This is a genomic window from Streptomyces sp. NPDC030991 (assembly GCF_055571235.1).
Window position 1 is genome coordinate 182,692 of record NZ_JBVIFR010000004.1, and the last position, 23,237, is coordinate 205,928.

The following is a 23,237-nucleotide window of genomic DNA, read 5'->3' on the forward strand; positions in this document are numbered from 1 at the left end:
GCGTCACCCCGTGTGCGGAGGAGACCGATGGAGATCACGCGTAGACGTCTGCTGAGCGCGCTGGGCGCCACCGGCATCCTGGCCGCCGTGCCCACCGGGTGGGCGAGCGCCGCCGAGGTGGCGGACGGGGTCGCGCGGCTGATCGCCAACACCGTCGCCGTGTTCGCGGGCACCGCCGCGTCCAACTCCCGCCCGGAGACCGCGGGAAAGCTCGCCGCGATCGAGAGAACGGCCCGCGCGAACCTGGCGGCCATGGACGCGGCGTCCGGTGACGGTGAACTCTTCGCCGGGGTGCCGCTCGGCACCAGCGACCCGAACCTCAACACCAGCTACCAGCGGCTGTACGAGATCGCCCTCGCCACCCGCACGCCCGGCGTCTCCCCCGATCTGTACGGGAGCCCCGCGGTGCAGAAGCGCGTGCTCGACGGGCTCGCCTGGCTGCACACGCACTACTACGGCGACCAGTCCGCGGGCTACTACGGCAACTGGTTCTACTGGGAGATCGGCCTCTCCCAGCACATCAGCAGGACGCTCGTCCTGCTCGCCGACCTCGCCCCCGCCGAGCTGGTCACCACGTACATCACCGACATGGACGCCTATCTGCGCAATGGCAAGGACGGTGACGTCGACCTCGATTCACGCTTCCACACCGGCGCCAACCTCGCCGACATCACCACCAACCGCATCCTCCAGGGGGCGCTCACCGCCGACGAGGCCCGTATCCGCAAGGCGCTCACCGACCAGCTGACCGTCTTCGCGACCATCGACCCGTACGCCCTGCGGCACGGGGTGACGGACGGGTACTACGCCGACGGGTCCTTCATCCAGCACGCCTCCGTCGCGTACACGGGCTCGTACGGGAAAGGGCTGCTCAGCCGTGTCGTACAGACGCTGAAGCTGCTCGAAGGGACCGGGTTCGCGCACGGCGGCGAGCTGGTGCCGACGGTGCACGGGTGGGTGCGGGACGGGTTCGCGCCGCTGATCTTCGAGGGCTGGATGATGGAGGCGGTGAAGGGCAGGTCGGTCGCGCGGACCGGCAGCGGGTACGCCGACGTCGCCACGATCGTCGAGGCCGTCGTCGACCTCTCATCCCTGGCCACCGGGGAGACGGCCGACGCGCTCAAGGCGTACGTGAAGCATCTGCGCGCCACCTCGCGGGCCGCGCTCGACCCGGCCGTCTTCGTCTCGCCGCTGAGCATCGTCCGCTACGCCGACCTCCTCGCCGACGCCTCCGTGCCCGCCGCCGACCTCAACCCGGCCGCCCGCTGCGTCGCCTTCAACGCCATGGACCGTACGGTGCACCGCCGGCCCGGTTACGCGTTCACGCTGGCCCGCAGCTCGCGGCGGATCAGCAAGTACGAGTACATGAGCGGGGAGAACCTGCTGCCCTGGTTCCAGGGCGACGGCGCGCACTACCTGTACCTGTCGGGGCAGGACCAGACGCAGGCGTACGGCGTCGACTACTTCACCGCCGTGTCGCCGTACGGGTTGGCGGGTGTGACCGCGCCGGTCGAAGTGCGCTGCTCGGTACCGGAGTTGTACGGCGGCAAGCTGTTCTACGACAACCCGGGCCACCCCCTGGAGTTCACGGCGTCCAGTGAGTCCCAGAACCGTTACGTCTACTTCCCGACGGCCACCCAGGACCACTCGGGCGGCGCCGTGCTCGGGGCGTACGGCGCGGCGGGCTGGGTGCTCTCCGACGACGTGCCGTGGCGCGACAAGCGGGCGGGGATCCTGCCGGACGACTTCGTGGCGTATCGCGGCGCGCGGGCGACGAAGTCGTGGTTCCTGCTCGACGACGAGATCGTGGTGCTCGCGGCGGGCGTCGGGGACGCGCCGGGCGCGGACCGGGCGGTGACGACGACGCTCGACGCGCGGATCGCGGCGGCGGGCGACCGGATCGCCGTGACCGAGGGGCGCGGCTGGGTGCGGTGGGAGAACACGACCCGGGCCGCGGCCGTCGGGTACGTGCTGCTGGACGGGCCGGCGCCGAAGGTCCGGCTCGACACGGTGACGCGCAGCCGCCGCGTCGTACGGACCACGAACCCGGACACGGCCGTCACCCGGCAGGTGTTCTCGCTGACGGTGGAGCGTCCGGCGCGGGCCCGGCCCGTCTCGTTCGCCTACGCCCTGCTGCCGAACGCCGCCGCCGACGCGGTCCGCTCGTACGACGCCGTCCGCGTCCTCGCCAACACGCCCCGCCTCCAGGCCGTACGCCATGCCGGGCTCGGGCTGACCGCCGTCAACACCTTCGCGTCCGGCGCCCATCACACAGCGGGCCTCACGGTCGAGGGCCCGGCGTCCGTCCTGGTCCGCCGGGCCGGGGACGTCACGGTCGCCGTCTGCGACCCGACGACGCTGCGCGACACGGTGACGGTGGTGCTGCGCGGGCGGGCGCTGCGGAAGGTCTCCGGTGACGGCGCGGTGCGGGTGACCCGGGTGCCGGGCGGCACCCGGGTCGACGTGACCACGCGCCACGCGTACGGGCGCACCTTCACGGTGCGGCTTCGGTAGGCCGCTGTGGCATCGTTCGCGCGGGCCCCGTACAGCCTTCCGCCTACTCGTCGGACTCCAGGTCGCCCTCGGTCTCCAGGTAGACCTGGCGCAGGGCCTCCAGGATCCGGGGGTCCGGCTTCTCCCACATGCCGCGGGACTCGGCCTCCAGGAGACGTTCGGCGATGCCGTGCAGCGCCCACGGGTTGGCCTCGGAGAGGAACTGGCGGTTCGTCTCGTCGAGGACGTAGGTCTCCGTGAGCTTGTCGTACATCCAGTCGGCGATGACACCGGTCGTCGCGTCGTAGCCGAACAAGTAGTCCACGGTGGCGGCGAGTTCGAAGGCGCCCTTGTAGCCGTGGCGGCGCATCGCCTCGATCCACTTCGGGTTCACGACGCGGGCGCGGAAGACGCGGGACGTCTCCTCGACGAGGGTGCGCGTGCGGACCGTCTCCGGGCGGGTCGAGTCGCCGATGTACGCCTCGGGGGCGGTGCCGCGCAGCGCCCGTACCGTCGCCACCATGCCGCCGTGGTACTGGAAGTAGTCGTCGGAGTCGGCGATGTCGTGCTCGCGGGTGTCGGTGTTCTTGGCCGCGACCGCGATGCGCTTGTACGCCGTCTCCATCTCCGTGCGGGCCGACTTCCCGTCGAGGCCGCGGCCGTACGCGTAGCCGCCCCACACCGTGTAGACCTCGGCGAGGTCGGCGTCGGTGCGCCAGTCCTTGGAGTCGATCAGCTGGAGGATGCCCGCGCCGTACGTGCCCGGGCGCGAGCCGAAGATGCGGGTGGTGGCGCGGCGTTCGTCCCCGTGTTCGGCGAGGTCGGCCTGGGTGTGGGCGCGTACGTGGTTCTGCTCGGCCGGTTCGTCGAGGGACGCGGCCAGCCGGACCGCGTCGTCGAGGAGGCCGATGGTGTGCGGGAACGCGTCACGGAAGAAGCCCGAGATACGCAGGGTGACGTCGATGCGGGGACGGCCCAGTTCCTCGTACGGGATCGGCTCCAGGCCGGTCACGCGGCGCGAGGCGTCGTCCCAGACCGGGCGGACACCGAGGAGCGCGAGGGCCTCCGCGATGTCGTCTCCCGCCGTGCGCATGGCGCTGGTGCCCCAGAGGGAGAGGCCGACGGAGGTGGGGTACTCGCCGCCGTTGTCCGCCTTGTACCGCTCGACGAGGGATTCGGCGAGGGCCTGGCCGGTCTCCCAGGCGAGGCGGGAGGGGACGGCCTTGGGGTCCACGGAGTAGAAGTTACGGCCCGTCGGCAGGACGTTGACCAGGCCGCGCAGGGGCGATCCGGACGGGCCCGCCGGAACGAAGCGGCCCTCCAACGCGCGTACGGAGTTGTCGAGTTCGGCGGTGGTCCCGTCCAGGCGCGGGACGACCTCGCGGGCGGCGAAGTCGAGGATCTGGTGGACGGGCGAATCAAGCCCCTCCGGCGTTCGAGGAGCGAGGTCCGGGGCGGGCGAATCAAGCCCCTCCGGCGATTGAGGAGCGGGGTCCGGGGCGGAGCCCCGTGGCGTGAGGCCGGCCGACGCCACCGCGTCCGACACCGCGCCCGGGTCCCAGCCGGCCGCCTCCATGGCTTCCACCAGTACCCGGGCCGACTCCTCGGCCGCATCCGCATCGGTGCGCGTCGCCGCGGACTCGTCCAGGCCCAGCGCCTCCCGCAACCCCGGCAGGGCCTGGTTGCCGCCCCAGATCTGGCGGGCGCGCAGGATGGCGAGGACGAGGTTGACGCGGCCGGCGCCGGCCGGGGCCTGGCCGAGGACGTGCAGGCCGTCGCGGATCTGGGCGTCCTTGATCTCACAGAGCCAGCCGTCGAGATGCATGATGAACTCGTCGAAGCCCTCGTCCTCGGGGCGGTCCTCGACCCCCAGGTCGTGGTCGAGCTTGGCCGCCTGGATGAGGGTCCAGATCTGGGCCCGGATCGCCGGGAGCTTCGCCGGGTCCATGGCGGCGATCTGGGCGTGCTCGTCGAGGAGTTGCTCCAGGCGGGCGATGTCGCCGTAGGAGTCGGCGCGCGCCATCGGCGGCACCAGGTGGTCGATGAGTGTGGCGTGCACGCGGCGCTTGGCCTGGGTGCCCTCGCCGGGGTCGTTGACGAGGAACGGGTAGACGAGCGGCAGGTCGCCGAGGGCGGCGTCCGGCCCGCAGGCGGCGGAGAGGCCCGCGTTCTTGCCGGGCAGCCACTCCAGGTTGCCGTGCTTGCCGAGGTGGATCATCGCGTCGGCGCCGAACCCGCCGTCGGCCGAGGACGCCGCGATCCAGCGGTACGCCGCCAAGTAGTGGTGCGAGGGCGGCAGATCGGGGTCGTGGTAGATCGCGATGGGGTTCTCGCCGAAACCGCGCGGCGGCTGGATGAGGACGAGCAGATTGCCGCGGCGCAGGGCCGCGAGGACGATGTCGCCCTCGGGGTTGCGGGAGCGGTCGAGGAACATCTCGCCGGGCGGCGGGCCCCAGTGCCGCTCGACACCGTCGCGCAGCTCCTGCGGCAGCGTCGCGTACCAGCGCTTGTAGTCGGCGGCCGGGATGCGTACGGGGTTGCGTGCGAGCTGCTCGTCGGTGAGCCACTCCTGGTCGTGGCCGCCCGCGTCGATGAGCGCGCGGATCAGCTCGTCGCCGTCGCCGGAGGCGAGACCGGGGATCTCGGCCGTGTCCCCGAAGTCGTAGCCCTCCTCGATGAGGCGCTTGAGCAGGACGATCGCGGAGGCGGGGGTGTCCAGGCCGACCGCGTTGCCGATCCGGGAGTGCTTGGTCGGGTACGCGGACAGGACGAGGGCCAGCTTCTTCTCCCGCGCCGGGATGTGACGCAGGCGGGCGTGGCGGACGGCGATCCCGGCGACGCGGGCGGCGCGCTCGGGGTCGGCGACGTACGCGGGGAGGCCGTCCTCGTCGATCTCCTTGAAGGAGAACGGGACGGTGATGAGGCGTCCGTCGAACTCCGGCACCGCGATCTGGCTCGCGGCGTCGAGCGGTGAGACGCCCTCGTCGTTCTCCGCCCAGTCCGCGCGGGACGAGGTCAGGCACAGGGCCTGGAGGATCGGCACGTCGAGCTGGGTGAGGGCGCCCGCGTCCCACGACTCGTCGTCGCCGCCCGCGCTCGCCTCGGCGGGGCGGGTGCCGCCGGCCGCGAGGACCGTCGTCACGATGGCGCCGACGGGGCGCAGGGCGTCGATCAGCCCCGGTTCGGGGGCGCGCAGCGACGCCACGTACAGGGGGAGGGGGCGGGCTCCGGCGCGCTCGATCTCGTCGCAGAGGGCGTGCACGAAGGCCGTGTTGCCGCTCATGTGGTGGGCGCGGTAGTAGAGCACGGCGACCGTCGGGCCGTCGGCGGTGGACGCGGCGCGCTCCAGCGGGCCCCAGGTCGGCGCGGGCGCCGGCGGTTCGAAGCCGTGGCCGGTGAGCAGCACCGTGTCGGAGAGGAAGAGGGCCAGCTGGGCCAGGTTGGCCGGGCCGCCGTGCGCCAGGTACTTGTGGGCCTCGGCGGCGATGCCGACGGGGACCGTGGAGGCCGCCATCAGCTGGGCGTCCGGCGCCTGTTCACCACTGAGCAGCACCAGCCGCAGCCCGGCGGCGGTCAGCCGGTCGATGCCGTCCTGCCAGGCGCGCACCCCGCCGAGGAGCCGTACGACGACGAGGCCGACTCCGTCGAGAAGCTCCGGCAGCTCGGTCTCGACGTCCAGCCGGGAGGGGTTCGCGAAGCGGTACGTGACCGCGGCGTCGGTGGTGTCCGCGGCGTGGGCGGCGTGGGCGGCGTTCGCCGCGCGGGCGCTGAGCAGGTCCGTGTCGGATGTCGACAGGAGCAGGATCCGCGACGGCTGAGCGGGCTGCGTGAGCTCCGTGGGGTGCTGGGGCATGCGTCGTCTGGCCTTCCTCGGGGTGTCCGCGCCCCGGGTGGTCGTTGGACGGCGGGAGTTCCTGGCTCACCCTCTTCTCGTAAGAGGGCTCACAGTGGCGGGACCGCGCCGGAATCACACCGGGCTTCCTCCCCTGTCGCCGTCGCGGCGATGGCGGCGGGCCGGACAGGACCGCCGCGGCTCATCGTACGGGGCGGGGGCGTGACCTGGTACGGGATGCCCGTCACAGACGGTGGGTATGCTCCGTCGCATGCCCGCCTCCCCCATACCCGGTGATCCCGGTACGCCCGGAACATCCGGAACGTTCCGGGGTGACGCCTGCCCCGGCGCGCTGCGGCTGCACGCGGCGGACGACGGGTTCCTGGCCCGGGTCCGCATCCCCGGCGGGGTCCTCGACGTGGCGCGGGCGCGGGCCATCGGCGACGCGGCCCGGCGGCTCGGGGACGGCACGCTGCACCTCACGTCGCGGGGCAATGTGCAGGTGCGGGGGTTGCGCGAGGGGTGCGGCGCGGAACTGGCCCAGCTGCTCGGCGCGGCCGGGCTGCTGCCGTCCGCCGCGCACGAGCGGGTCCGCAACGTGGTGGCTTCGCCGATGTCCGGGCTCGACGGGGACGGGTTCGTCGACGTACGCGGGTGGTTGACCGGGGTCGACGCGGAGCTCTGTGCGAGTTCCGTCACTCCAGGGCTCTCCGGGCGGTTCCTCTTCGCGCTGGACGACGGGCGCGGGGATGTCGCCGGGCTCGGGCCCGATGTGCTGCTGCGCGGGGTCGCCGGGGGCGGGGCGGTGCTTGCCGTCGGGGGCGCGGAGTTCCGTGTGCGGTACGAGGACGCGGCGCGGGCCGCGGTTGTCGCGGCCGAGGTATTCGTCGGGGCGGCGCGGGGGGTTGCCGGCCGGCGGGTCTGGCGGGTCTCCGAACTCGGCTTGCCCGGGGGCGAGTTGGCCCGCCTTGTCGCTGCCCGACTGACTGAATCGGGGATCGAGGCCGGCCCCGTCAGGGGCGCGTCCGCTTCCGCCCGGGTCGAGACCAGCCCCGTCAGGGGCGCGGGGGACGCGTCCGCTCCCGCCCGGGTCGAGGTCAACCCTGCCAGGGGCGCGGGGAACTGCGCGACCAGCCACGACGCATCCGCACCCGACGACGAGAGCGCACCCGGCGCCGACGCCGAGGCCACGGGGCTCCGCCCCGGACCCCGCTCCTCAATCGCCGGAGGGGCTGAATTTTCCGAACCCAGCGCTTCCATGCGAGCGACCGGAGAGGCTGAATTTGCCGAACCCGGCACCTCCACGCGAGCAGCCGAAGGGGCCGAATTTGCCGGACCCAGCGCCTCCACGCGAGCGACCGGAGAGGCCGAATTTTCCGAACCCGGCACCTCCACGCGAGCAGCCGGAGCGGCTGAATTTTCCGGGCCCCGCGCAACGGACCGGGCCCTCCGGGTCACCGCCCCCCTCGGATCCATCACCGGCCCACAATGGACCGCACTGACCACGCTCGCCGCCCGACTACCACCCGGGGAGATCCGGTTGACCCCCTGGCGGGACATCGTGGTGCCCGGGGCCACGGCGGCGGACGCCGGGGAGCTGGCCCGGGCCGGGCTGGTGACGGATGCCGCGTCCCCCTGGGCCAGGACGGGCGCCTGCATCGGGCGGCCCGGATGTGCCAAGTCCCACGCCGACGTGCGGGCCGACGCCGAGGCCCGCCACCCGCGCCTGCCCACCTACTGGTCCGGCTGCGAACGCCGCTGCGGGCACCCCGTCGGACCGTACGTGGACGTCGTGGCCCGACCGGACGGCACGTACGCCGTCACCGACCCCTCTGCCTCCACCTCGACACCCATCTGAGAGAGCCGAACCCGTGTATGACTACGAGAAGGACGGCGCGGCGATCTACCGCGAGTCCTTTGCCACCATCCGAGCGGAGGCCGCGGAGGGACTCGCGGCGCTGCCCGCCGACGTCGCCCAGGCGGCGGTCCGCATGATCCACGCCTGCGGCCAGGTGGATCTCGTACAGGACATCGGCCACTCGGCCGGCGTCGTGGCGAAGGCCAGGGCCGCCCTGCGCGGCGGGGCGCCGATCCTCTGCGACGCGCGGATGGTCGCCAGCGGTGTCACCCGCAAGCGGCTGCCCGCCGACAACGAGGTGATCTGCACCTTGAACGACCCTGAAGTACCGGCTCTGGCAGCCGAGTTGGGGACGACGCGCAGCGCCGCCGCGCTGGAGCTGTGGGGGGACCGCCTCGACGGGGCCGTCGTCGCCATCGGCAACGCCCCGACCGCCCTCTTCCACCTCCTGGAGATGATCGGCAAGGGCGCGCCGAAGCCCGCGGCCGTGCTCGGCGTCCCGGTCGGGTTCGTCGGGGCCGCCGAGTCCAAGGACGCGCTGGCCGCGAACGAGCTCGGCCTGGAGTACCTGATCGTCCGCGGGCGTCGTGGCGGCAGCGCCATCACCGCCGCCGCGATCAACGCCATAGCGACCGAGGTGGAGATCCAGGCATGAGCGACGCATCCACGCCCAGGGGCCGGCTGTACGGGGTCGGGCTCGGGCCCGGCGACCCGGAGCTGATGACCGTCGCCGCGGTCCGTGCCATCGCGGGGGCCGACGTCATCGCGTACCACTGCGCCCGCCACGGCCGTTCCATCGCCCGTTCGATCGCCGCCGAGCACATCAGGGACGAGCAGATCGAGGAGCGGCTGATGTATCCGCTCACGGTCGAGACGACGGACCACCCGGGTGGCTACCGCGGGGCGCTGGACGACTTCTACGCCGAGGCCGCCGCCACGCTCGCCGCGCACCTCGACGCGGGCCGCACGGTCGCCGTGCTCGCGGAGGGCGACCCGCTGTTCTACGGCTCCTACCAGCACATGCACAAGCGGCTGGCGGACCGGTACGAGACGACGGTCATCCCCGGTGTCACCTCCGTCAGCGCGGCGGCGGCCCGCCTCGGCGAACCGCTCTGCGAGGACAAGGAGACGCTGACGATCATCCCGGGGACGCTCCCCGAGGACGAGCTGACCGCCCGTGTCGCCGCCGCGGACTCGGCGGTGGTGATGAAGCTGGGCCGTACGTTCACCAAGGTCCGCGCGGCGCTGGAGGCTTCGGGCCGGCTCGACGACGCGCGTTACGTCGAGCGGGCGTTCATGGCCGGCGAGCGCACCGGCCGCCTCGCCGACATCGACCCGGAGTCGGTGCCGTACTTCTCCGTCGCGGTCCTGCCGTCGCGGGTCGACGCGGAGCCCACCGAGGGGGAGCCGGGGGCCGGTCGCGGCGAGGTCGTCGTCGTCGGCACCGGCCCCGCCGGGGCGCCCTGGCTGACCCCGGAGTCGCGCGGCGCCCTCGCCAACGCCGACGACCTGGTCGGTTACACCACGTACCTCGACCGCGTGGCGGAGCGTCCGGGGCAGCGGCGGCACGGCTCGGACAACAAGGTGGAGTCCGAGCGCGCCGAGTTCGCCCTCGATCTGGCGCGGCGCGGGCGGCGCGTGGCCGTCGTCTCGGGTGGTGACCCGGGTGTCTTCGCGATGGCCACGGCGGTCCTTGAAGCCGCCTCGCAGGAGACGTACGCCGATGTGCCCGTACGCGTACTGCCCGGCGTGACGGCCGCCAACGCCGCCGCCGCGAAGGCCGGGGCCCCGCTCGGCCACGACTACGCCACGATCTCCCTCTCCGACCGGCTCAAGCCGTGGGAGGTCATCGCGGAGCGGCTGCGCACGGCGGCGGCGGCCGATCTGGTCCTGGCGCTCTACAACCCCGGTTCGCGCAGTCGTACGTGGCAGGTCGGCAAAGCCCGCGAGCTGCTGCTCGAACTGCGTCTGCCGGACACCCCGGTCGTCCTCGCCCGCGATGTCGGCGGCCCCGAGGAGAGCGTCCGCACGGTGCGTCTCGCCGACCTCGATCCGGCCGTCGTCGACATGCGCACGCTGCTGATCGTGGGCTCGTCGCAGACGCAGGCCGTCGTACGCGGCGACGGCCGGACCGTGACGTGGACGCCGCGCCGCTACCCGGAGGCGACGGCACCGGCGACCGCCTGAACCGCTACGGGCGCAACCCGGAGGTGGCGGCACCGGACACCGCCTGAACCCGTACGGGCCCTATCCAGCGGCGGCGTCGGACAGTGTCCGCACCCATGCCGCCGCCTCCTCGACGGTGGTCGCCACCGGCACGCCGCCCGGGACCTGCGGGCGGCGCACCATGATCACGGGGAGGCCCGCCTCCCGTGCCGCCGTCAGTTTGGGGGCGGTCGCGGCGCCGCCGCTGTCCTTCGTCACCAGCACGTCGATGCGGTGGCGGGCGAGGATCTCCCGTTCGCCGTCGAGGGTGAACGGGCCCCGGTCGAGCAGCAGCTCCATGTGCGGCGGGCACGGCGGCTCGGGCGCGTCGACGGAGCGTACGAGGAAGCAGGCGTCGTCGATGTGGGCGAACGCGGCGAGCCCCATCCGGCCCGTGGTGAGGAACACCCGCCGACCCGGTCCTCGTACGGTCCGTACGGCCCGCGCCGCCCCGGCCAGCGAGGTGACCTCACGCCAGTCGTCGCCCGCGCCCGGGACCCAGCCGGGCCGGCGCAGCGCCAGCAGGGGAACATGGGTGGCGGCGGCCGCCTCGGCCGCGTTGAAACTGATCGTCTCGGCGAAGGGATGTGTGGCGTCGATGACCGCGTTCACCGCGTGCTCGCGCAGCCAGGCCGCCAGGCCCGCCGCCCCGCCGAACCCGCCGATCCGCACCTCGCCGGGCGGCAGCCGCGGCGCGGCGACGCGGCCCGCGAGCGAGCTGGTGACGCGGGGCCCGTCCGGTGCGTGCAGGGTCCCGGCGAGGCGCCGGGCCTCGGTCGTGCCGCCGAGGACGAGTACGTGCATCGGGGAGCTCCATGGGTGACATGCCTGAGGCGAAGGGCGGGCGCGGCGCCCAACTCAAGCACACCGGTCTGCGGCCCGGCTGGACGACCGGGGCCTGTGCGACGGCGGCGACGACCGCCGCGTATACGGCGCTGCTCTCCGGCGCGTTCCCCGACCCGGTGACGATCACCCTCCCGAAGGGCCAGACCCCGGCGTTCGCGCTGGCCGTCGAGTCCCGCGACGGGGAGTCGGCGACGGCGGGGGTGGTGAAGGACGCGGGCGACGACCCGGACGTCACGCACGGGGCGCTGGTGCGGGCCACGGTGCGGGCGCTGCCCGCCGGGTCGGGTGTGGTCTTCCGGGCGGGCCCGGGGGTCGGCACCGTCACCCGGCCGGGGCTGCCGCTCGACGTGGGGGAGCCCGCGATCAATCCGGTGCCGCGGCAGATGATCCGGGAGCACGTGGCGCGGGTCGCGGCGGCCTGCGGCGGCACCGGCGACGTGGAGGTCACGGTCTCCATCGACCACGGTGAGGAGATCGCCCGCTCCACCTGGAACCCGCGCCTGGGCATTCTCGGCGGTCTGTCGGTCCTCGGCACGACGGGCATCGTCGTGCCGTACTCCTGCTCGGCGTGGATCGACTCGATCCGGCGCGGCGTGGACGTGGCCAGGGCGGCGGGCCGTACGCACCTCGCCGGGTGCACCGGGTCCACGTCGGAGAAGACGGTCGTACGCGAACACGGCCTGCCCGAGGACGCGTTGCTGGACATGGGTGACTTCGCGGGCGCCGTCCTGAAGTACGTCCGGCGGCATCCGGTGGACCGCCTCACGATCTGCGGCGGCTTCGCGAAGCTCTCCAAGCTGGCGGCGGGCCACCTGGACCTGCACTCGGGCCGCTCCCAGGTCGACAAGGGGTTCCTCGCGGAGCTGGCCGTGCGGGGTGGTGCGGGCCCGGACCTGGCGGCCCAGGTCTCGGCCGCCAACACGGGGCTCGCCGCGCTCCAGTTGTGCGCGGCGGCGGGCGTCCCCCTGGGTGACCTGGTCGCCGCGGAGGCCCGGGACCAGGCCCTGCTCGTGCTGCGCGGGGCACCGGTCGCGGTGGACGTCATCTGCATCGACCGCGCCGGAAACGTGGTCGGCCGAACCTGAACAGGAAGTACCCCGTCCGCGGGCCGACATCGAGCCCCTCCGGCGATCGAGGAGCGGGGGCCGGGGCGGAGCCCCTGGGGTCAGGGGGTGTGCCGGGGGCGCTCCGTGGAGTACAGGTGGCTGTCCCTGAACTGGGAGGCGGCCAGGGTGCGGCCCACCAGGATCACCGCCGTGCGCAGGATGCCGGCCGACTTCACCTGGCCCGCGATGTCCCCGAGGGTGCCGCGCAGCACCAGCTCCTCCGGGCGGCTCGCGTACGCCACCACCGCCGCCGGGCAGTCGGCGCCGTAGTGCGGGGTCAGCTCGGAGACGATCCGGTCGACATAGCGGGCGCCCAGGTGCAGCACGAGCAGCGCCCCGCTCGCACCGAGCGTGGCCAGGTCCTCGCCGGGCGGCATCGGCGTGGCCTGCTGCGCGACGCGGGTGAGGATGACGGTCTGGCCGACCGTGGGGACGGTCAGCTCGCGCTTGAGCGCCGCCGCCGCCGCCGCGAACGCCGGGACACCGGGCACCACCTCGTACGGGATGCCGTGCGCGTCGAGGCGGCGCATCTGTTCCGCGACCGCGCTGAACACGGACGGGTCGCCCGAGTGCAGGCGGGCGACGTCGTGGCCCGCCTCGTGGGCCGCGACCAGTTCCCGTTCGATGGCGTCGAGGTCGAGGTCGGCGGTGTCGATCAGGCGGGCGTCCGGCGGGCACTCGGCCAGGAGTTCGCGCGGGACGAGGGAGCCCGCGTACAGGCAGACCCGGCACGCGGCGAGGGTGCGCGCGCCGCGCACCGTGATCAGGTCGGCGGCGCCGGGGCCCGCCCCGATGAAGTACACGGTCATGGCTGTCCCGCCTCTAGAGTTCCGCTGTTTTCGTCACCGACCACTGCGTGACCGGCATCGCCTGCCGCCACCCCGTGAACCCGCCGACCGGCACCGCGTGCGCGACGGACAGCTTCACCAGTTCGCCGCCATGGCGCCGGTACCAGGTGGCGAGCAACGCCTCCGACTCCAGCGTCACGGTGTTCGCGACGAGCCGCCCGCCCGCCGGGAGCGCGTCCCAGCAGGCGTCGAGGAGACCCGGCGCCGTGAGTCCGCCGCCGATGAACACGGCGTCCGGGGTGGGGAGTTGGGCGAGCGTGTCCGGCGCGGGGCCCGTCACCACGGTCAGTTGCGGCACCCCGAGCCGGGAGGCGTTGCGTCCGATCCGCTCGGCCCGCTCCGGGTCGCGTTCGACGGCGTACGCACGGCACGAGGGGTGCGTGCGCAGCCATTCCACGCCGATCGAGCCGGAGCCGCCGCCCACGTCCCAGAGCAGTTCCCCGGGGGCGGGCGCGAGCGCGGCGAGGGTCGCGGCGCGGACGTGGCGCTTGGTGAGCTGCCCGTCGTTCTCGTACGCGGCGTCGGGCAGGCCAGGGGCCGCACCGAGGCGCAGGGCGTCCGCGGCCCGTACGCACTCGACCGCGATCACGTTCAGGGGGTCGCCCGGCGCGGCCGTCCACTCCTCGGCCACCCCGCCGTACGACGTCTCGGCCGCCGCGCCGAGCTGTTCCAGGACGGTCAGCCGGCTGGGTCCGAAGCCCCGGTCGGTGAGGAGCGCCGCCACTTCGGCCGGGGTGTCCGCCCCCGCCGACAGGAGGAGGATCCGGCGCCCGTCGTGCAGCGCGGCGGCGAGCCGGTCCGCCGGGCGGCCCACCAGGGTGACGACGTCGGTCTCCTCGACGGGCCAGCCGAGCCGCGCGCAGGCGTAGGAGAGGGCGGAGGGGTGGGGCAGTACCTGTACGGCGGCGGCGCCCGCGATCTCGGTGAGCGTCCGGCCGATCCCGTAGAACATGGGGTCCCCGCTGGCCAGGACGGCGAGGCGGCGTCCCGCGTAGCGGGCGAGCAGCCCCGGTACGGCGGGCCGCAGCGGCGACGGCCACGCCACCCGCTCCCCGGCGCACTCGCTCTCCGGTACCAGGGCGAGCTGGCGCGGGCCGCCGACGATCGCCTCCGCGGCCCGCAGGACGGAGCGCGAGCTCTCCGGCAGACCGGGCCAGCCGTCGGCGCCGATCCCGACGACGGTCACCGCGGCCGGGACGGGAGTCGGGGGAGCCGGGGGAGTCACTGCCTGGTACCTCGTACGTCGTGCGTCATGCTCGGGAGGGTTACGTGAAGTTACGGGAGCCGCACTCTATCGGGCGACATCGGCTCCCCCGCCGACACCCCTGGAGGGCCGATGCCCCGCACCGTTCTCACCGGCCGCCTCGCACCGATCATGCCGGGCCGCGACCTGCCGGCGACCATCGCCTTCTACGCGGCTCTCGGCTTCACCGCCGACGCCCACCACCCGGACGACGGCTACCTGATCCTCCTCCGCGACGAGGCCGAACTGCACTTCTTCCACGCCCCCGACACCGACCCGCTGACCACCGCGCACGCCGTGTACCTGCGGCTCGACGGGGGCGCGCCCGTGGTGGACGCGCTGTACGAGGAGTGGCGGGCCACGGGTCTGACCACCGACCCGTACGCGACGCCGCGCCTCGTCGAGCCCGACGACACGGTGTACGGAATGCGGGAGTTCGCCCTGGTCGACCTCGACGGGAACCTGCTCAGGATCGGCGCCGGGCTGGAGGCGACGGAGGGCTGAGCGGGGGCCCGCCGGGGGCCCTGCGACGGCCGGGCCCGACGCGCCGCCCGGCCGCGCGGTACCCGGAGCGGCCTCGCGCACGGTGTTACCTCGGCACCAGGTGACAGCGAGCGGGAGGTACGGGACGACATGACGAGATACGGGGCGGCGCGGGCCTGGGTCGTGTCCGCCGTGGTGCTCGGGGCCCTGGGCGTCTCGGTCCTGCCGGGGTCCCCGGCGCGGGCCGCCGACGCGGACAGCGACGCGGACACCGTGCACGCGGCCGTGGTCTGGCCGGTCACGGCGACCCCGCACATGACGGCGGCGGCCCTCGGTTCGGGGCCCGGCGCGCAGCCCGTCTTCGACGACGACACGCTGGCCGCCCTGTTCGCGGCGGGCGGGCGGCTGCGCGAACTCGTCGACGCGGGCAAGGGCCGTGAGGTCAGCTGGGTCGTCGACCCGGATCTGGTGATCGCCGCGCAGGCGATGGCGAACGGCTACCGCCTCGCGGACAGCGCCGACTCCAGCAACCCGCAGGACAGCACGCGGGGCACCGGGCAGAGCGTCGCGCGGTCCTGGCTGGCCGCGCTGAAGGACGCGGTCGAGGGGCGTGACGTGTGGCTGCTGCCGTACGCGGACACGGACCTGGCCTCGCTCGCCCACCACCCGGGCACCGACGCGGACGATCTGACGGAGGTCGTCGCGGGGATCACGGACGACGCGAAGGAACGGGTCGACCGGGCGCTCGGCACCGGGACCCGGCCGGGCCTCGGCTGGCCCGCCGACGGCGCGCTCGACAGCGAGATCACCCAACTGGGTACGGAGTTGGGGGTGACCCGGCTCCTCACCTCCGGAACGGGACTCGGCCCGGCGGGCAAGGACCCGGTGACGCTCGAAACCGCCGCCCCCACCGACACCACGGCCACCACCACCGACGGCGGGAGCGGGAGCGGGAGCGAAGACGGGAGCGGGAACGACGGGGACGAAAACGGGGACGGGGACGCGGACGGAGACGGGGGCGGCGGCAAGGTCACGGCGCTCCCCTACGACGCGAACCTGACGACGGCGCTGGCCCGCATCAAGGACCCGGGCCCGGACCCGGAGGTCTCCCCGTCGCTCACTCCCTCCCCCTTCCCGTCCGCGACGACCACCGCGACGCCCGGTCCCAGCCCGTCGGGCTCTCCCAGCCCGTCGGGCTCTCCCAGCTCGTCGGGCTCCCCCGGTCCGTCGGGTTCCGCGAGCGGTGACGGGGCCGGTGACACCCCCGACCCCGCGACGGTCGACCGGCTCGCCGCGCTCCTCAAGAAGAACACCCGCCCCGTCCTCGTACCGCCCCGCGACCTGTCAGGTACGGCGGCGCACGCGCTCGGCGCCGCGCTCGACTCCGGCACCGAGGACGGCTGGCTGGACCTGGAGGGCATCCGCACCGCCGACAACGACCCGGTGCCGGGCAAGGCGGCGGCGCCCGCGGCCTACCCCGCGCGGCTGCGTTCCGGCGAGCTGACCCCGGCGCAACTGACGGCTGTGGCGCAGGACTTGGACGGCCTCGCCACGCTCGCGAAGGTGCTGGCCGACCCGAAGGTCACCACGGCGTCCGTGCACGCGGCCATGGCGCGCTCCCTGTCGACGGCCTGGCGCGCGCGGGACGACGCCGCGCAGGAGACCTTCCAGGAGCGCACGTCCGACTTCCTGGCCACCTCCGTGGGGTCGCTGCGCCTCGTCCCGAAGACGACGCTCACCCTCACCTCCGGCGACTCGACGGTCCCGGTGACGGTCGACAACGGTTTGCAGCAGCCGGTGTCGGGGCTCGAACTCCGGGTCTCCTCCAGCGACTCGGAGCGGCTGCGGGTCAACGACGCGCAACTCGCGGTGGAGGCGGCGGGCTCCGCGACCCACACCACCCACATCGACGTCACCGCGAAGGCCAACGGCAAGGCGCGGATCACCGCCCGGCTCTACACGCGCGGCGACGGCAAGCCGTGGGGCGACCCGATGACATTCGAAGTGGACGTCACGTCGGTGTCGACGGGGGCGATCACCGTGGTGGCGGTGGGCGTCGTCCTCATCGTGCTGGCGGCGGCGTTCCGGATGCGCCGCGTCCGCAGGCGCCGGGGGGAGCGGCCGCCGGTGGAGTAGGCCACCGGGTTCCCGCGCCCCTCCTGTTCAGGCGGCCGTGGCGGTGGTGCGCCGCAGCGTCCGCAGGACCAGCCACTGGTCGCCCCACGCCATCACCGTGCCGAGGACGGCCATCAGGATGCCGATGAACAGCCCGCCGGCGGCCGCCCCCAGGGCGAACCCGGCCGCGCCGAGTGCACCCCGCACCGCGAACCGGACGCCGACCAGGCCGAGGGCGAGGAACCGGGTGCGCTTGTTCTTCCACAGGGCCTTCATCAGGCGCATCCGGGTCCGCAGCACCGTCAGCGACAGCGCGATGTTGAGGACCAGGACGACCGGGATCACCCAGTAGACGGCCGGAAAGGCGCGGGCGACATCGAAGGCCCCGGCGAGGCAGCCCATGATCGGGAAGTACCAGGCGGGCAGCCCCTGGAAGTCCGTCCCTCGCGCGATCTGCCGCGCCTGCTCGACCGTCACCTTGTTCGCGCCCATGTGCCGTGCCCCCTGGTTCCGTCTGTTCCCCGGCTGTGCCTGTGGTCGTTTCCGACAGCACTGAGCTTCGCGGAACAAGGGCACCGCCCGGCAGAGCGGGCTGTCCCGACCCTGCCGGTACAAATGTCACTTCACCGGGCGGCCGGGGTCCTGGCCCAGGCGGGGAGCCAGTGTTCGGGCCCGGCCGGTGGGTGGTAGCCGGAGGTCAGGTGGGTGCGCAGGGAGGTGAGGCCCGGGTGCGGGTTGTCGTCGCGCCACAGCACGGAGTGCGGGTAGACCGGCTCCGGGTGGCGGACGGGGATCGTGCGCAGGTCCAGGCCCGCGGGGTACGCGAGCGGGGTGCGCGGGCCCATGAACGTGGCGACCGTCGTCGAGTCCGCCACCGTCTGGAGCAGGTGGTCCGTGCCGAAGTTGGGCCCTGACGCGTCGATGGACAGCCCGAAGTCCGCGGCCAGTTCGGCGTAGTACGCGGCCCATTCGGTGCCCGGCGTCAGGCTCGGCATCCAGATCCGGTGCCCGGCGAGTCCGGCCGGGGCGACGCTGTCCGCACCGGCGAGCGGATGGCCGGGGCCGGTCACGAGCAGGATCGGCTCGTCGGCCACCCGCGTGCTGCGCACCCCGGACGGCAACTGGTCCTCGGGGACGCGGCGGGCCCAGAACGCGGCGTCGACGCTCCCCGTGCGGACGGCGTCGAGCACGGTCTTCCCCGCGGCGCCGAGGGCGACGATGTCCAGCGGCACGTCGGGGTGGGCGCGGTGGAAGCCCTGGATGAGCCCCGCGGTCATGGCGCGGGTGCCCATGACGTCGACGCGGAGCGGGCGCCGCCCCGGCCGGACCGACGCCGCGGCCTTCTCCAGGGCGCGCAGCACGGCTTTGGCGTGCGGCAGGAACGCCTGCCCGTCCAGAGTGAGCCGCGCGCCGCTCGGCACCCGCGTGAACAGCCGCACGCCGAGCTGCCGCTCCAGGGCGGCGACCCGCTTGGAGACGGCCTGCTGGCTGACGCCGAGCTCCTGCGCGGCCACCTGGAACTGGCCCTCGTCGGCGACGGTGACGAAGGTGCGTACGGCTTCGAGATCCACCTCCCCATACAACCACGGGTTGTACGACCACGGGCCTCCGGTTGTTTGCCCGGGGCCCGCCCGCACCGCTTGGATCGCAGGTCATGACGGAGATGCGGATGCGGCTCGGGCGGGATTTCGGCTGGTTGTGGGCGGCGTTCGCGGTGAGCACGGCGGGCACCTGGCTGGCCCTGGACGCGTTCTCGCTGATCGCGGTGCTCGTCCTGGACAGCGGTACGGCGCAGGTGTCCCTCCTGGCGGCGACCGGGCTCGCGGCCGGGGCGCTGATCGCGGTGCCGCTTGGCCCGTGGGTGGAGTTCCGCCGCAAGCGTCCGGCGATGATCGGCGCGGACCTGGTGCGGTGCGCGGCGCTGCTCACGCTGCCGGTGGCGTACGTCCTCGACGCCCTGGGCTTCACCCAGCTGGTGCTCGTCTCCGTGGTCGTCGCGACAGCCGACATCGTCTTCAAGGCGGCGAGCGGCGCCCATCTGAAGGCGCTGGTCCCGGCGGACGGCCTCCTTGTCGCGAGCGCGCGTTTCGAGACGACGATGTGGACGGCCACGGCGCTCGGCCCGCCGCTCGGCGGCGCCGCGATCGGGTTCTTCGGACCGCTGACGACGGTCGTCGGGGACGCCCTGACCTACGTCCTGTCGGCGCTCGGCGTCCGCGCGATCCGCACCCCCGAGCCGGCCCCCGCCAAGGGCGGCACCACCCGCTCCCGCCGGGCGGAGATCGCCGAGGGCTGGCGGTACGTGTGGTGCCACCGGGAGCTGCGCGCCCTCTTCCTGAACTCGGCCCTCAACAACGCCCTGATCATGGTGGGTTCCCCGCTGATGGCCGTCCTCATGCTCCGCGAACTCGGCTTCCCCGTATGGCAGTACGGCCTCGCGTTCAGCGTGCCGTGCCTCGGCGGCCTCATCGGGTCGCGCCTGGCACCCCGCCTGGTCGTTCGGTACGGGGCGCGCCGGGTGCTGTGGGTCAGCGGGGTGGCGCGGGCGTGCTGGCCGGTGGGTCTCGCGTTCACCGGGCCCGGGCTCGGCGGCCTGCTCGTCGTCATGACCGTCGAGCTCGGACTCATCACCTGCTGCGGCGTCTTCAACCCGGTGATGGCACGGGAGCGCCTCCAGCGGACCGAGTCGGACCGGGTGGCCCGGGTCCTCGCGGCGTGGAGCATCACCGGCAGCGTGACGACCGCTGCGCTGACTCTGGCGTGGGGTGGGCTCGCGGCGGCGTTCGGTACGCGGGAGGCGCTGGGCGCGGCGGGTGTTCTTCTGCTGGGTACGCCGGTGCTGCTGCGGCCCTGGGTTACAAAGTCCCCCGCGCCGCAGCCGTCCTGAACGCGTCGAACGCGGCCGGGGCGATGGTGAAGGCGCCGCCTTCGGGGTTCTTGGAGTCGCGGAGAGCTACGAGGTGGCCTCCGGGGGGTGTGGCGACCTCTAGGCACTCGCCGCCGGTGTTGCCGCTGTAGCTGGACTTGTGCCAGGTGGCGCCGTTGAGGGGGGCGCATTCAATGCACTCGCCGCCTTCGTTGCCGCTGTAACTCGACTTACGCCAAGCCGCGTTCATCAGATCCGGTGCGGTCCCCATAACGCTCCTCCATTACGCGGCTGATCAATACCGCCGAATCCTCTACGGAGAGGGCAGCAGCCTGCAAGCGAGCGTAACGGAACGACCCGTCCCTGAATGTGTCCGGGTTGGCGGTCGCGTGACCTTGGGCGAAGTCCTCGGTGTAGACGATTTCCGGGTCGCTCTCGAACCTCATCATCGTGAACGAGCCCGCCAGGCTTGTGTGTTGACCGACCTCGAAGGGGAGTACCTGAATGCTCACGCCCCGACTGTCGCGGAAACTCAACAAGCGCGCGAGTTGCCCCCACATGACCTCACTGCCGCCGACTTTGCGGTGCAGCACCGCCTCATCGAGGATCACCCAGATCTGCGGCGGCCTCTCCTGCTCCAGGATTCGCTGGCGTTCCAACCGAGCTGCCACGAGTTCGTCCAGGCGATCCGGCCGCGCCGAGCTGATCGACGCCCGCGCATACGCCTCGGTCTGAAGCAACCCGTACACAACCTGCGCCTGATACGTCGAGATGTACGCGGCCTTGGCCTCAAGCCCCGCGTACTCCTGGAACCAGGACGGCAACTGACTCCGCAACACCAACCCGGCGAGCCGCCCGAACGCCCCACCCGCCCCCAGGACGGAGTCCACCCGCTCGGCGAAGTCGCGGGTCGGGACCTTGTGGGCGGTCTCGATCTGGCCCACCAAGGACCCGGTACAGAACAGCTTCGCGCCCAGCTGGGGCTGGCTCAGGCCCGCCGCCTCGCGCCAGTGACGCAACTCCGAGCCGAAGTGGTCGAGCGGCGACGCGCTCGGGTCGAGTTGCCGGATGTTGGCCATGGCTCCCCCAACGACAGTGACTGTCCGCTTCCATGCGTAGCCGAGAGTAGCCGTGACCCGGCACTCTCGTACCGCGAACAGCTCAACTCGATCACCTTGGCCAGGAGTTGCCATGAACTGCCATGCCATGAACTTCACCGTCGGCAGCCACTCGGCCCACCACATCCGCCGGATCGTGCGGATCTACCTACGGCAATGGGGCATGGCAGAGCTGACGGACGCGGCCGAACTCGCCGTCACCGAACTGCTCATCAACGTGGTCCGGCACGTACCGGGACGGCATTGTTCGCTGCTCATCCTGCGGCAGGACAGCGGGGTGCGCGTGGAGGTCGGGGACCCGGATCCGCGCCTGCCCGTCATGGGGGAGCCGAACCAGCTGGACGAGGGCGGCCGGGGACTGCTGCTCGTCGACGCGGTCACCGACCGGTGGGGCGTGTATGTCAGCGGGTCGGGCAAGACGGTGTGGTTCGAGTGCGACGCGAAGGCGGCCACCTGACGGCGTGTGCACCGGGCCCGGACGCCGCCGCGCTGTCACAGTGACCACGACCATCCGCCCCGAACACACCAGTTAGGGACCATTCGTGGCGCACGTACACGTGATCCTCAACCAGAAAGGCGGCGTGGGAAAGTCCACGCTCGCCGTGAACCTGGCCGCCGTCACCGCCGACGTCCTCGGCGCCGGCAGCCGGCGGGACGGCGAGCACCCGCCCGTCGTCGCCGTCTCCATCGACCCGCAGGGCTCCGCCGTGTGGTGGTCCGAACGCGTCGGCGAGGGACTGCCCTTCGACTTCGTCCAGGCCCACAACGACCTCGCGGGGCTCGCCGCCCTGTCCCGCATCCCGTCCGTGCAGCACGTCTTCGTCGACACCCCGGGCTGGCTCGACCTCACCGAGAACGACGGCGCCGACCCCCTCGGCAAGGGGGCCGCCGCCGACGCCCTGCGCGCGGTGCTGTCCAGCGCCACCGACGTCATCGTCCCCATCGAGCCCGAACCGCTCGGTTTCCAGCCGACGCAGCGCACGGTGGAACGGGTCGTGAAACCGCGTGGCCTGCCGTTCCGCGTCGTCATCAACAACTGGGACCCGCGCGACGGCAAGGCCGATCTGGAGCAGACCCGCGCCTTCGTCGAGGCGCAGGGCTGGCCGCTGGCCCGTGCCGTCGTACGCCACTACAAGCTGCACACCCGGGCCAGCGCGGACGGCCTGGTCGTCACCCAGTACGGCGCCAACCGGGTCGCCCTCCAGGCCCGCGAGGACTTCTTCCGGCTCGCCCTGGAGGTCGGACTCGCCGCGATCCCGGCACCCGCGAAGCCGCCCGCGCCCGCGAAACCCGTCGCGGCCGAGAAACCCCCCGCTGCCGAGAAGCCCCGGACAGCCCCCAAGCCGCGTACAGCCGCGAAGAAGAACGTGAAGAAGAAGGTGAAGCGCTGATGGGGCGCCGCACCGACCTGTCCTCGCTCCTCTCGGCGGCGGACGCGCCGCAGACGCCCGACGCGCCACGCAGGCCCGACACCACCCCGCTCACCGTCGCCGTCACCGACCTCGCCGAGAACCCGGACAACCCGCGCCACGAACTGCGCGACCTGGACGGCCTCGCCGAGACCGTCCGCGAGCGCGGCGTGCTCCAGGCGCTCGGCGTCGTCCCCGCCGCCGTGTTCCTCACCGCCCACCCGCACCACAAGAAGGCGGTCGGCAGGGCCGCGTACGTCGTGCTGCACGGCCACCGCCGTCTGGCCGCCGCCAAGATGGCCGGCCTCGACGAGGTGCCCGTCCTCGTCCGCGACGACGCCTCCCGCTCCGACGAGGACGCGCTCATCGAGAACGTCCAGCGCGACGACCTCACCGAGCTGGAACAGGCCCAGGCCATCCAGGGCCTGATCACCACCTACGGCTACTCGCAACGCCAGGTCGCCGCCCGTATCGGCAAGACCCAGGGGTTCGTCTCGCAGCGGCTCTCCCTGATGAAGCTGCGCGCCGACCTTCAGGAGGCCCTCGCCGACGGCCGCGTCTCCGTCGAGGACGCCCGGCGCATCGCCCGCCTCCCCCACGAGGACCAGCAGCTGCCGGGGCAGTACGGCGAGCTGCCCGGCCCGTCGGTGCCCGCGGCCCGCAAAGAGGGGCGCGGGCGTGATTACGGCGTAATCAGGATCGACAGCCGGGGCACCCCGCAGGACGTGGCGGACGCCCTGCGCCGCCACCTCGCCCCGGCCACGCTGGAGCGGGTCGTGGAACTGCTGCGCAACTGACCCCGCCCCGGTCGCTTA

The 23,237-nt window shown here is 73.3% G+C and carries 19 protein-coding genes and 1 riboswitch; of the genes, 11 read left to right on the plus strand and 8 right to left on the minus strand.

The window, feature by feature from the left end:
• Positions 1-27: 27 nt before the first annotated feature.
• Entirely contained in the window at positions 28-2,514 is a 2,487-nt protein-coding gene (locus ACZ45E_RS09550) for a polysaccharide lyase family 8 super-sandwich domain-containing protein (protein WP_468218584.1), read from the plus strand.
• Positions 2,515-2,557: 43 nt separating this feature from the next.
• Here the strand turns inward: ACZ45E_RS09550 and cobN are convergent, their stop codons facing one another.
• Positions 2,558-6,346 carry a cobaltochelatase subunit CobN gene (gene cobN, locus ACZ45E_RS09555; protein ID WP_468218586.1) on the minus strand — a complete coding sequence of 1,263 codons (3,789 nt, stop codon included), beginning with the start codon at positions 6,344-6,346 and terminating at the stop codon, positions 2,558-2,560.
• Positions 6,347-6,382: 36 nt separating this feature from the next.
• Positions 6,383-6,537: riboswitch (cobalamin riboswitch) on the minus strand.
• 59 nt (positions 6,538-6,596) lie between these two features.
• Between cobN and ACZ45E_RS09560 the strand changes: the two genes are divergently transcribed.
• The 3 genes from ACZ45E_RS09560 to ACZ45E_RS09570 are packed head-to-tail and all read left to right on the plus strand — an operon-like array spanning position 6,597 to position 10,370.
• The gene (locus ACZ45E_RS09560) at positions 6,597-8,183 is read left to right on the plus strand and encodes a cobalamin biosynthesis protein CobG (RefSeq protein WP_468218588.1); all 1,587 of its coding nucleotides are present in this window, start codon (positions 6,597-6,599) and stop codon (positions 8,181-8,183) included.
• A 13-nt stretch (positions 8,184-8,196) separates the two neighbouring features.
• A complete protein-coding gene (locus ACZ45E_RS09565; RefSeq protein WP_468218590.1) occupies positions 8,197-8,838 on the plus strand; it encodes a precorrin-8X methylmutase in 642 nt (213 codons plus the stop codon).
• On the plus strand, positions 8,835-10,370 hold the full coding sequence (locus ACZ45E_RS09570) for a precorrin-2 C(20)-methyltransferase (protein WP_468218592.1): 1,536 nt from the start codon (positions 8,835-8,837) through the stop codon (positions 10,368-10,370). Before ACZ45E_RS09565 ends, ACZ45E_RS09570 begins: the two co-directional genes overlap by 4 nt.
• A 60-nt stretch (positions 10,371-10,430) precedes the next feature.
• Here the strand turns inward: ACZ45E_RS09570 and ACZ45E_RS09575 are convergent, their stop codons facing one another.
• Positions 10,431-11,192, minus strand: coding sequence for a cobalt-precorrin-6A reductase (locus ACZ45E_RS09575; RefSeq protein ID WP_468218594.1), 762 nt, complete (start codon positions 11,190-11,192; stop codon positions 10,431-10,433).
• Between the two features lie 11 nt (positions 11,193-11,203).
• On the opposite strand from ACZ45E_RS09575, the gene ACZ45E_RS09580 reads away from it, so the two are divergent.
• On the plus strand, positions 11,204-12,319 hold the full coding sequence (locus tag ACZ45E_RS09580) for a cobalt-precorrin-5B (C(1))-methyltransferase (protein WP_468218596.1): 1,116 nt from the start codon (positions 11,204-11,206) through the stop codon (positions 12,317-12,319).
• Positions 12,320-12,399: 80 nt separating this feature from the next.
• Here ACZ45E_RS09580 and cobM read toward each other — a convergent pair whose 3' ends face one another.
• Positions 12,400-13,149, minus strand: coding sequence for a precorrin-4 C(11)-methyltransferase (gene cobM / locus ACZ45E_RS09585; RefSeq protein ID WP_468218598.1), 750 nt, complete (start codon positions 13,147-13,149; stop codon positions 12,400-12,402).
• A gap of 13 nt (positions 13,150-13,162) precedes the next feature.
• Positions 13,163-14,413, minus strand: a complete 1,251-nt coding sequence (cbiE, locus tag ACZ45E_RS09590; RefSeq protein WP_468218600.1) for a precorrin-6y C5,15-methyltransferase (decarboxylating) subunit CbiE — start codon at positions 14,411-14,413, stop codon at positions 13,163-13,165.
• A gap of 111 nt (positions 14,414-14,524) precedes the next feature.
• Here cbiE and ACZ45E_RS09595 point away from each other — a divergent pair, with 111 nt between their 5' ends.
• Together ACZ45E_RS09595 and ACZ45E_RS09600 are read left to right on the plus strand one after the other, a co-directional pair.
• Positions 14,525-14,935, plus strand: coding sequence for a bleomycin resistance protein (locus ACZ45E_RS09595; RefSeq protein ID WP_468218602.1), 411 nt, complete (start codon positions 14,525-14,527; stop codon positions 14,933-14,935).
• A 129-nt stretch (positions 14,936-15,064) separates the two neighbouring features.
• On the plus strand, positions 15,065-17,050 hold the full coding sequence (locus ACZ45E_RS09600; protein ID WP_468218604.1) for a hypothetical protein: 1,986 nt from the start codon (positions 15,065-15,067) through the stop codon (positions 17,048-17,050).
• A gap of 27 nt (positions 17,051-17,077) precedes the next feature.
• On the opposite strand, the gene ACZ45E_RS09605 is transcribed toward ACZ45E_RS09600, so the two are convergent.
• Together ACZ45E_RS09605 and ACZ45E_RS09610 are read right to left on the minus strand one after the other, a co-directional pair.
• The gene (locus tag ACZ45E_RS09605) at positions 17,078-17,521 is read right to left on the minus strand and encodes a hypothetical protein (protein WP_468218607.1); all 444 of its coding nucleotides are present in this window, start codon (positions 17,519-17,521) and stop codon (positions 17,078-17,080) included.
• Between the two features lie 131 nt (positions 17,522-17,652).
• Positions 17,653-18,600, minus strand: coding sequence for a LysR family transcriptional regulator (locus ACZ45E_RS09610; RefSeq protein WP_468218608.1), 948 nt, complete (start codon positions 18,598-18,600; stop codon positions 17,653-17,655).
• 83 nt (positions 18,601-18,683) lie between these two features.
• Between ACZ45E_RS09610 and ACZ45E_RS09615 the strand changes: the two genes are divergently transcribed.
• Complete coding sequence (locus ACZ45E_RS09615) at positions 18,684-19,916, plus strand: MFS transporter (RefSeq protein WP_468218610.1); 1,233 nt, start codon at positions 18,684-18,686, stop codon at positions 19,914-19,916.
• Here the strand turns inward: ACZ45E_RS09615 and ACZ45E_RS09620 are convergent.
• Positions 19,885-20,166: a DUF397 domain-containing protein gene (locus tag ACZ45E_RS09620; protein ID WP_468218612.1), complete on the minus strand. Its 282-nt coding sequence runs from the start codon at positions 20,164-20,166 to the stop codon at positions 19,885-19,887. The genes ACZ45E_RS09615 and ACZ45E_RS09620 overlap by 32 nt on opposite strands.
• Positions 20,126-20,974: a helix-turn-helix domain-containing protein gene (locus ACZ45E_RS09625; RefSeq protein WP_468218613.1), complete on the minus strand. Its 849-nt coding sequence runs from the start codon at positions 20,972-20,974 to the stop codon at positions 20,126-20,128. Before ACZ45E_RS09625 ends, ACZ45E_RS09620 begins: the two co-directional genes overlap by 41 nt.
• Positions 20,975-21,086: 112 nt before the next feature.
• Between ACZ45E_RS09625 and ACZ45E_RS09630 the strand changes: the two genes are divergently transcribed.
• The 3 genes from ACZ45E_RS09630 (at position 21,087) to ACZ45E_RS09640 (ending at position 23,219) form a co-directional block, all read left to right on the plus strand.
• A complete protein-coding gene (locus ACZ45E_RS09630) occupies positions 21,087-21,470 on the plus strand; it encodes an ATP-binding protein (protein WP_468218615.1) in 384 nt (127 codons plus the stop codon).
• A gap of 85 nt (positions 21,471-21,555) precedes the next feature.
• Positions 21,556-22,404 carry a nucleotide-binding protein gene (locus ACZ45E_RS09635; RefSeq protein WP_468218616.1) on the plus strand — a complete coding sequence of 283 codons (849 nt, stop codon included), beginning with the start codon at positions 21,556-21,558 and terminating at the stop codon, positions 22,402-22,404.
• Entirely contained in the window at positions 22,404-23,219 is an 816-nt protein-coding gene (locus tag ACZ45E_RS09640) for a ParB/RepB/Spo0J family partition protein (protein WP_468218617.1), read from the plus strand. The genes ACZ45E_RS09635 and ACZ45E_RS09640 overlap by 1 nt, the downstream gene beginning before the upstream one ends.
• Positions 23,220-23,237 lie beyond the last annotated feature (18 nt).

What these genes read in the sequence shown, in the direction of transcription:
- ACZ45E_RS09595 (WP_468218602.1), top strand. Translation starts at nt 14,525, where the DNA reads ATGCCCCGCACCGTTCTCACCGGCCGCCTCGCACCGATCATGCCGGGC.
- ACZ45E_RS09560 (WP_468218588.1), top strand. Translation starts at nt 6,597, where the DNA reads ATGCCCGCCTCCCCCATACCCGGTGATCCCGGTACGCCCGGAACATCC.
- ACZ45E_RS09570 (WP_468218592.1), top strand. Translation starts at nt 8,835, where the DNA reads ATGAGCGACGCATCCACGCCCAGGGGCCGGCTGTACGGGGTCGGGCTC.
- ACZ45E_RS09615 (WP_468218610.1), top strand. Translation starts at nt 18,684, where the DNA reads ATGACGGAGATGCGGATGCGGCTCGGGCGGGATTTCGGCTGGTTGTGG.
- ACZ45E_RS09630 (WP_468218615.1), top strand. Translation starts at nt 21,087, where the DNA reads ATGAACTGCCATGCCATGAACTTCACCGTCGGCAGCCACTCGGCCCAC.
- ACZ45E_RS09625 (WP_468218613.1), bottom strand. Translation starts at nt 20,974, where the DNA reads ATGGCCAACATCCGGCAACTCGACCCGAGCGCGTCGCCGCTCGACCAC.
- ACZ45E_RS09600 (WP_468218604.1), top strand. Translation starts at nt 15,065, where the DNA reads ATGACGAGATACGGGGCGGCGCGGGCCTGGGTCGTGTCCGCCGTGGTG.
- ACZ45E_RS09640 (WP_468218617.1), top strand. Translation starts at nt 22,404, where the DNA reads ATGGGGCGCCGCACCGACCTGTCCTCGCTCCTCTCGGCGGCGGACGCG.
- ACZ45E_RS09575 (WP_468218594.1), bottom strand. Translation starts at nt 11,192, where the DNA reads ATGCACGTACTCGTCCTCGGCGGCACGACCGAGGCCCGGCGCCTCGCC.
- ACZ45E_RS09605 (WP_468218607.1), bottom strand. Translation starts at nt 17,521, where the DNA reads ATGGGCGCGAACAAGGTGACGGTCGAGCAGGCGCGGCAGATCGCGCGA.
- cobM (WP_468218598.1), bottom strand. Translation starts at nt 13,149, where the DNA reads ATGACCGTGTACTTCATCGGGGCGGGCCCCGGCGCCGCCGACCTGATC.
- ACZ45E_RS09550 (WP_468218584.1), top strand. Translation starts at nt 28, where the DNA reads ATGGAGATCACGCGTAGACGTCTGCTGAGCGCGCTGGGCGCCACCGGC.
- cobN (WP_468218586.1), bottom strand. Translation starts at nt 6,346, where the DNA reads ATGCCCCAGCACCCCACGGAGCTCACGCAGCCCGCTCAGCCGTCGCGG.
- ACZ45E_RS09620 (WP_468218612.1), bottom strand. Translation starts at nt 20,166, where the DNA reads ATGGGGACCGCACCGGATCTGATGAACGCGGCTTGGCGTAAGTCGAGT.
- ACZ45E_RS09580 (WP_468218596.1), top strand. Translation starts at nt 11,204, where the DNA reads ATGGGTGACATGCCTGAGGCGAAGGGCGGGCGCGGCGCCCAACTCAAG.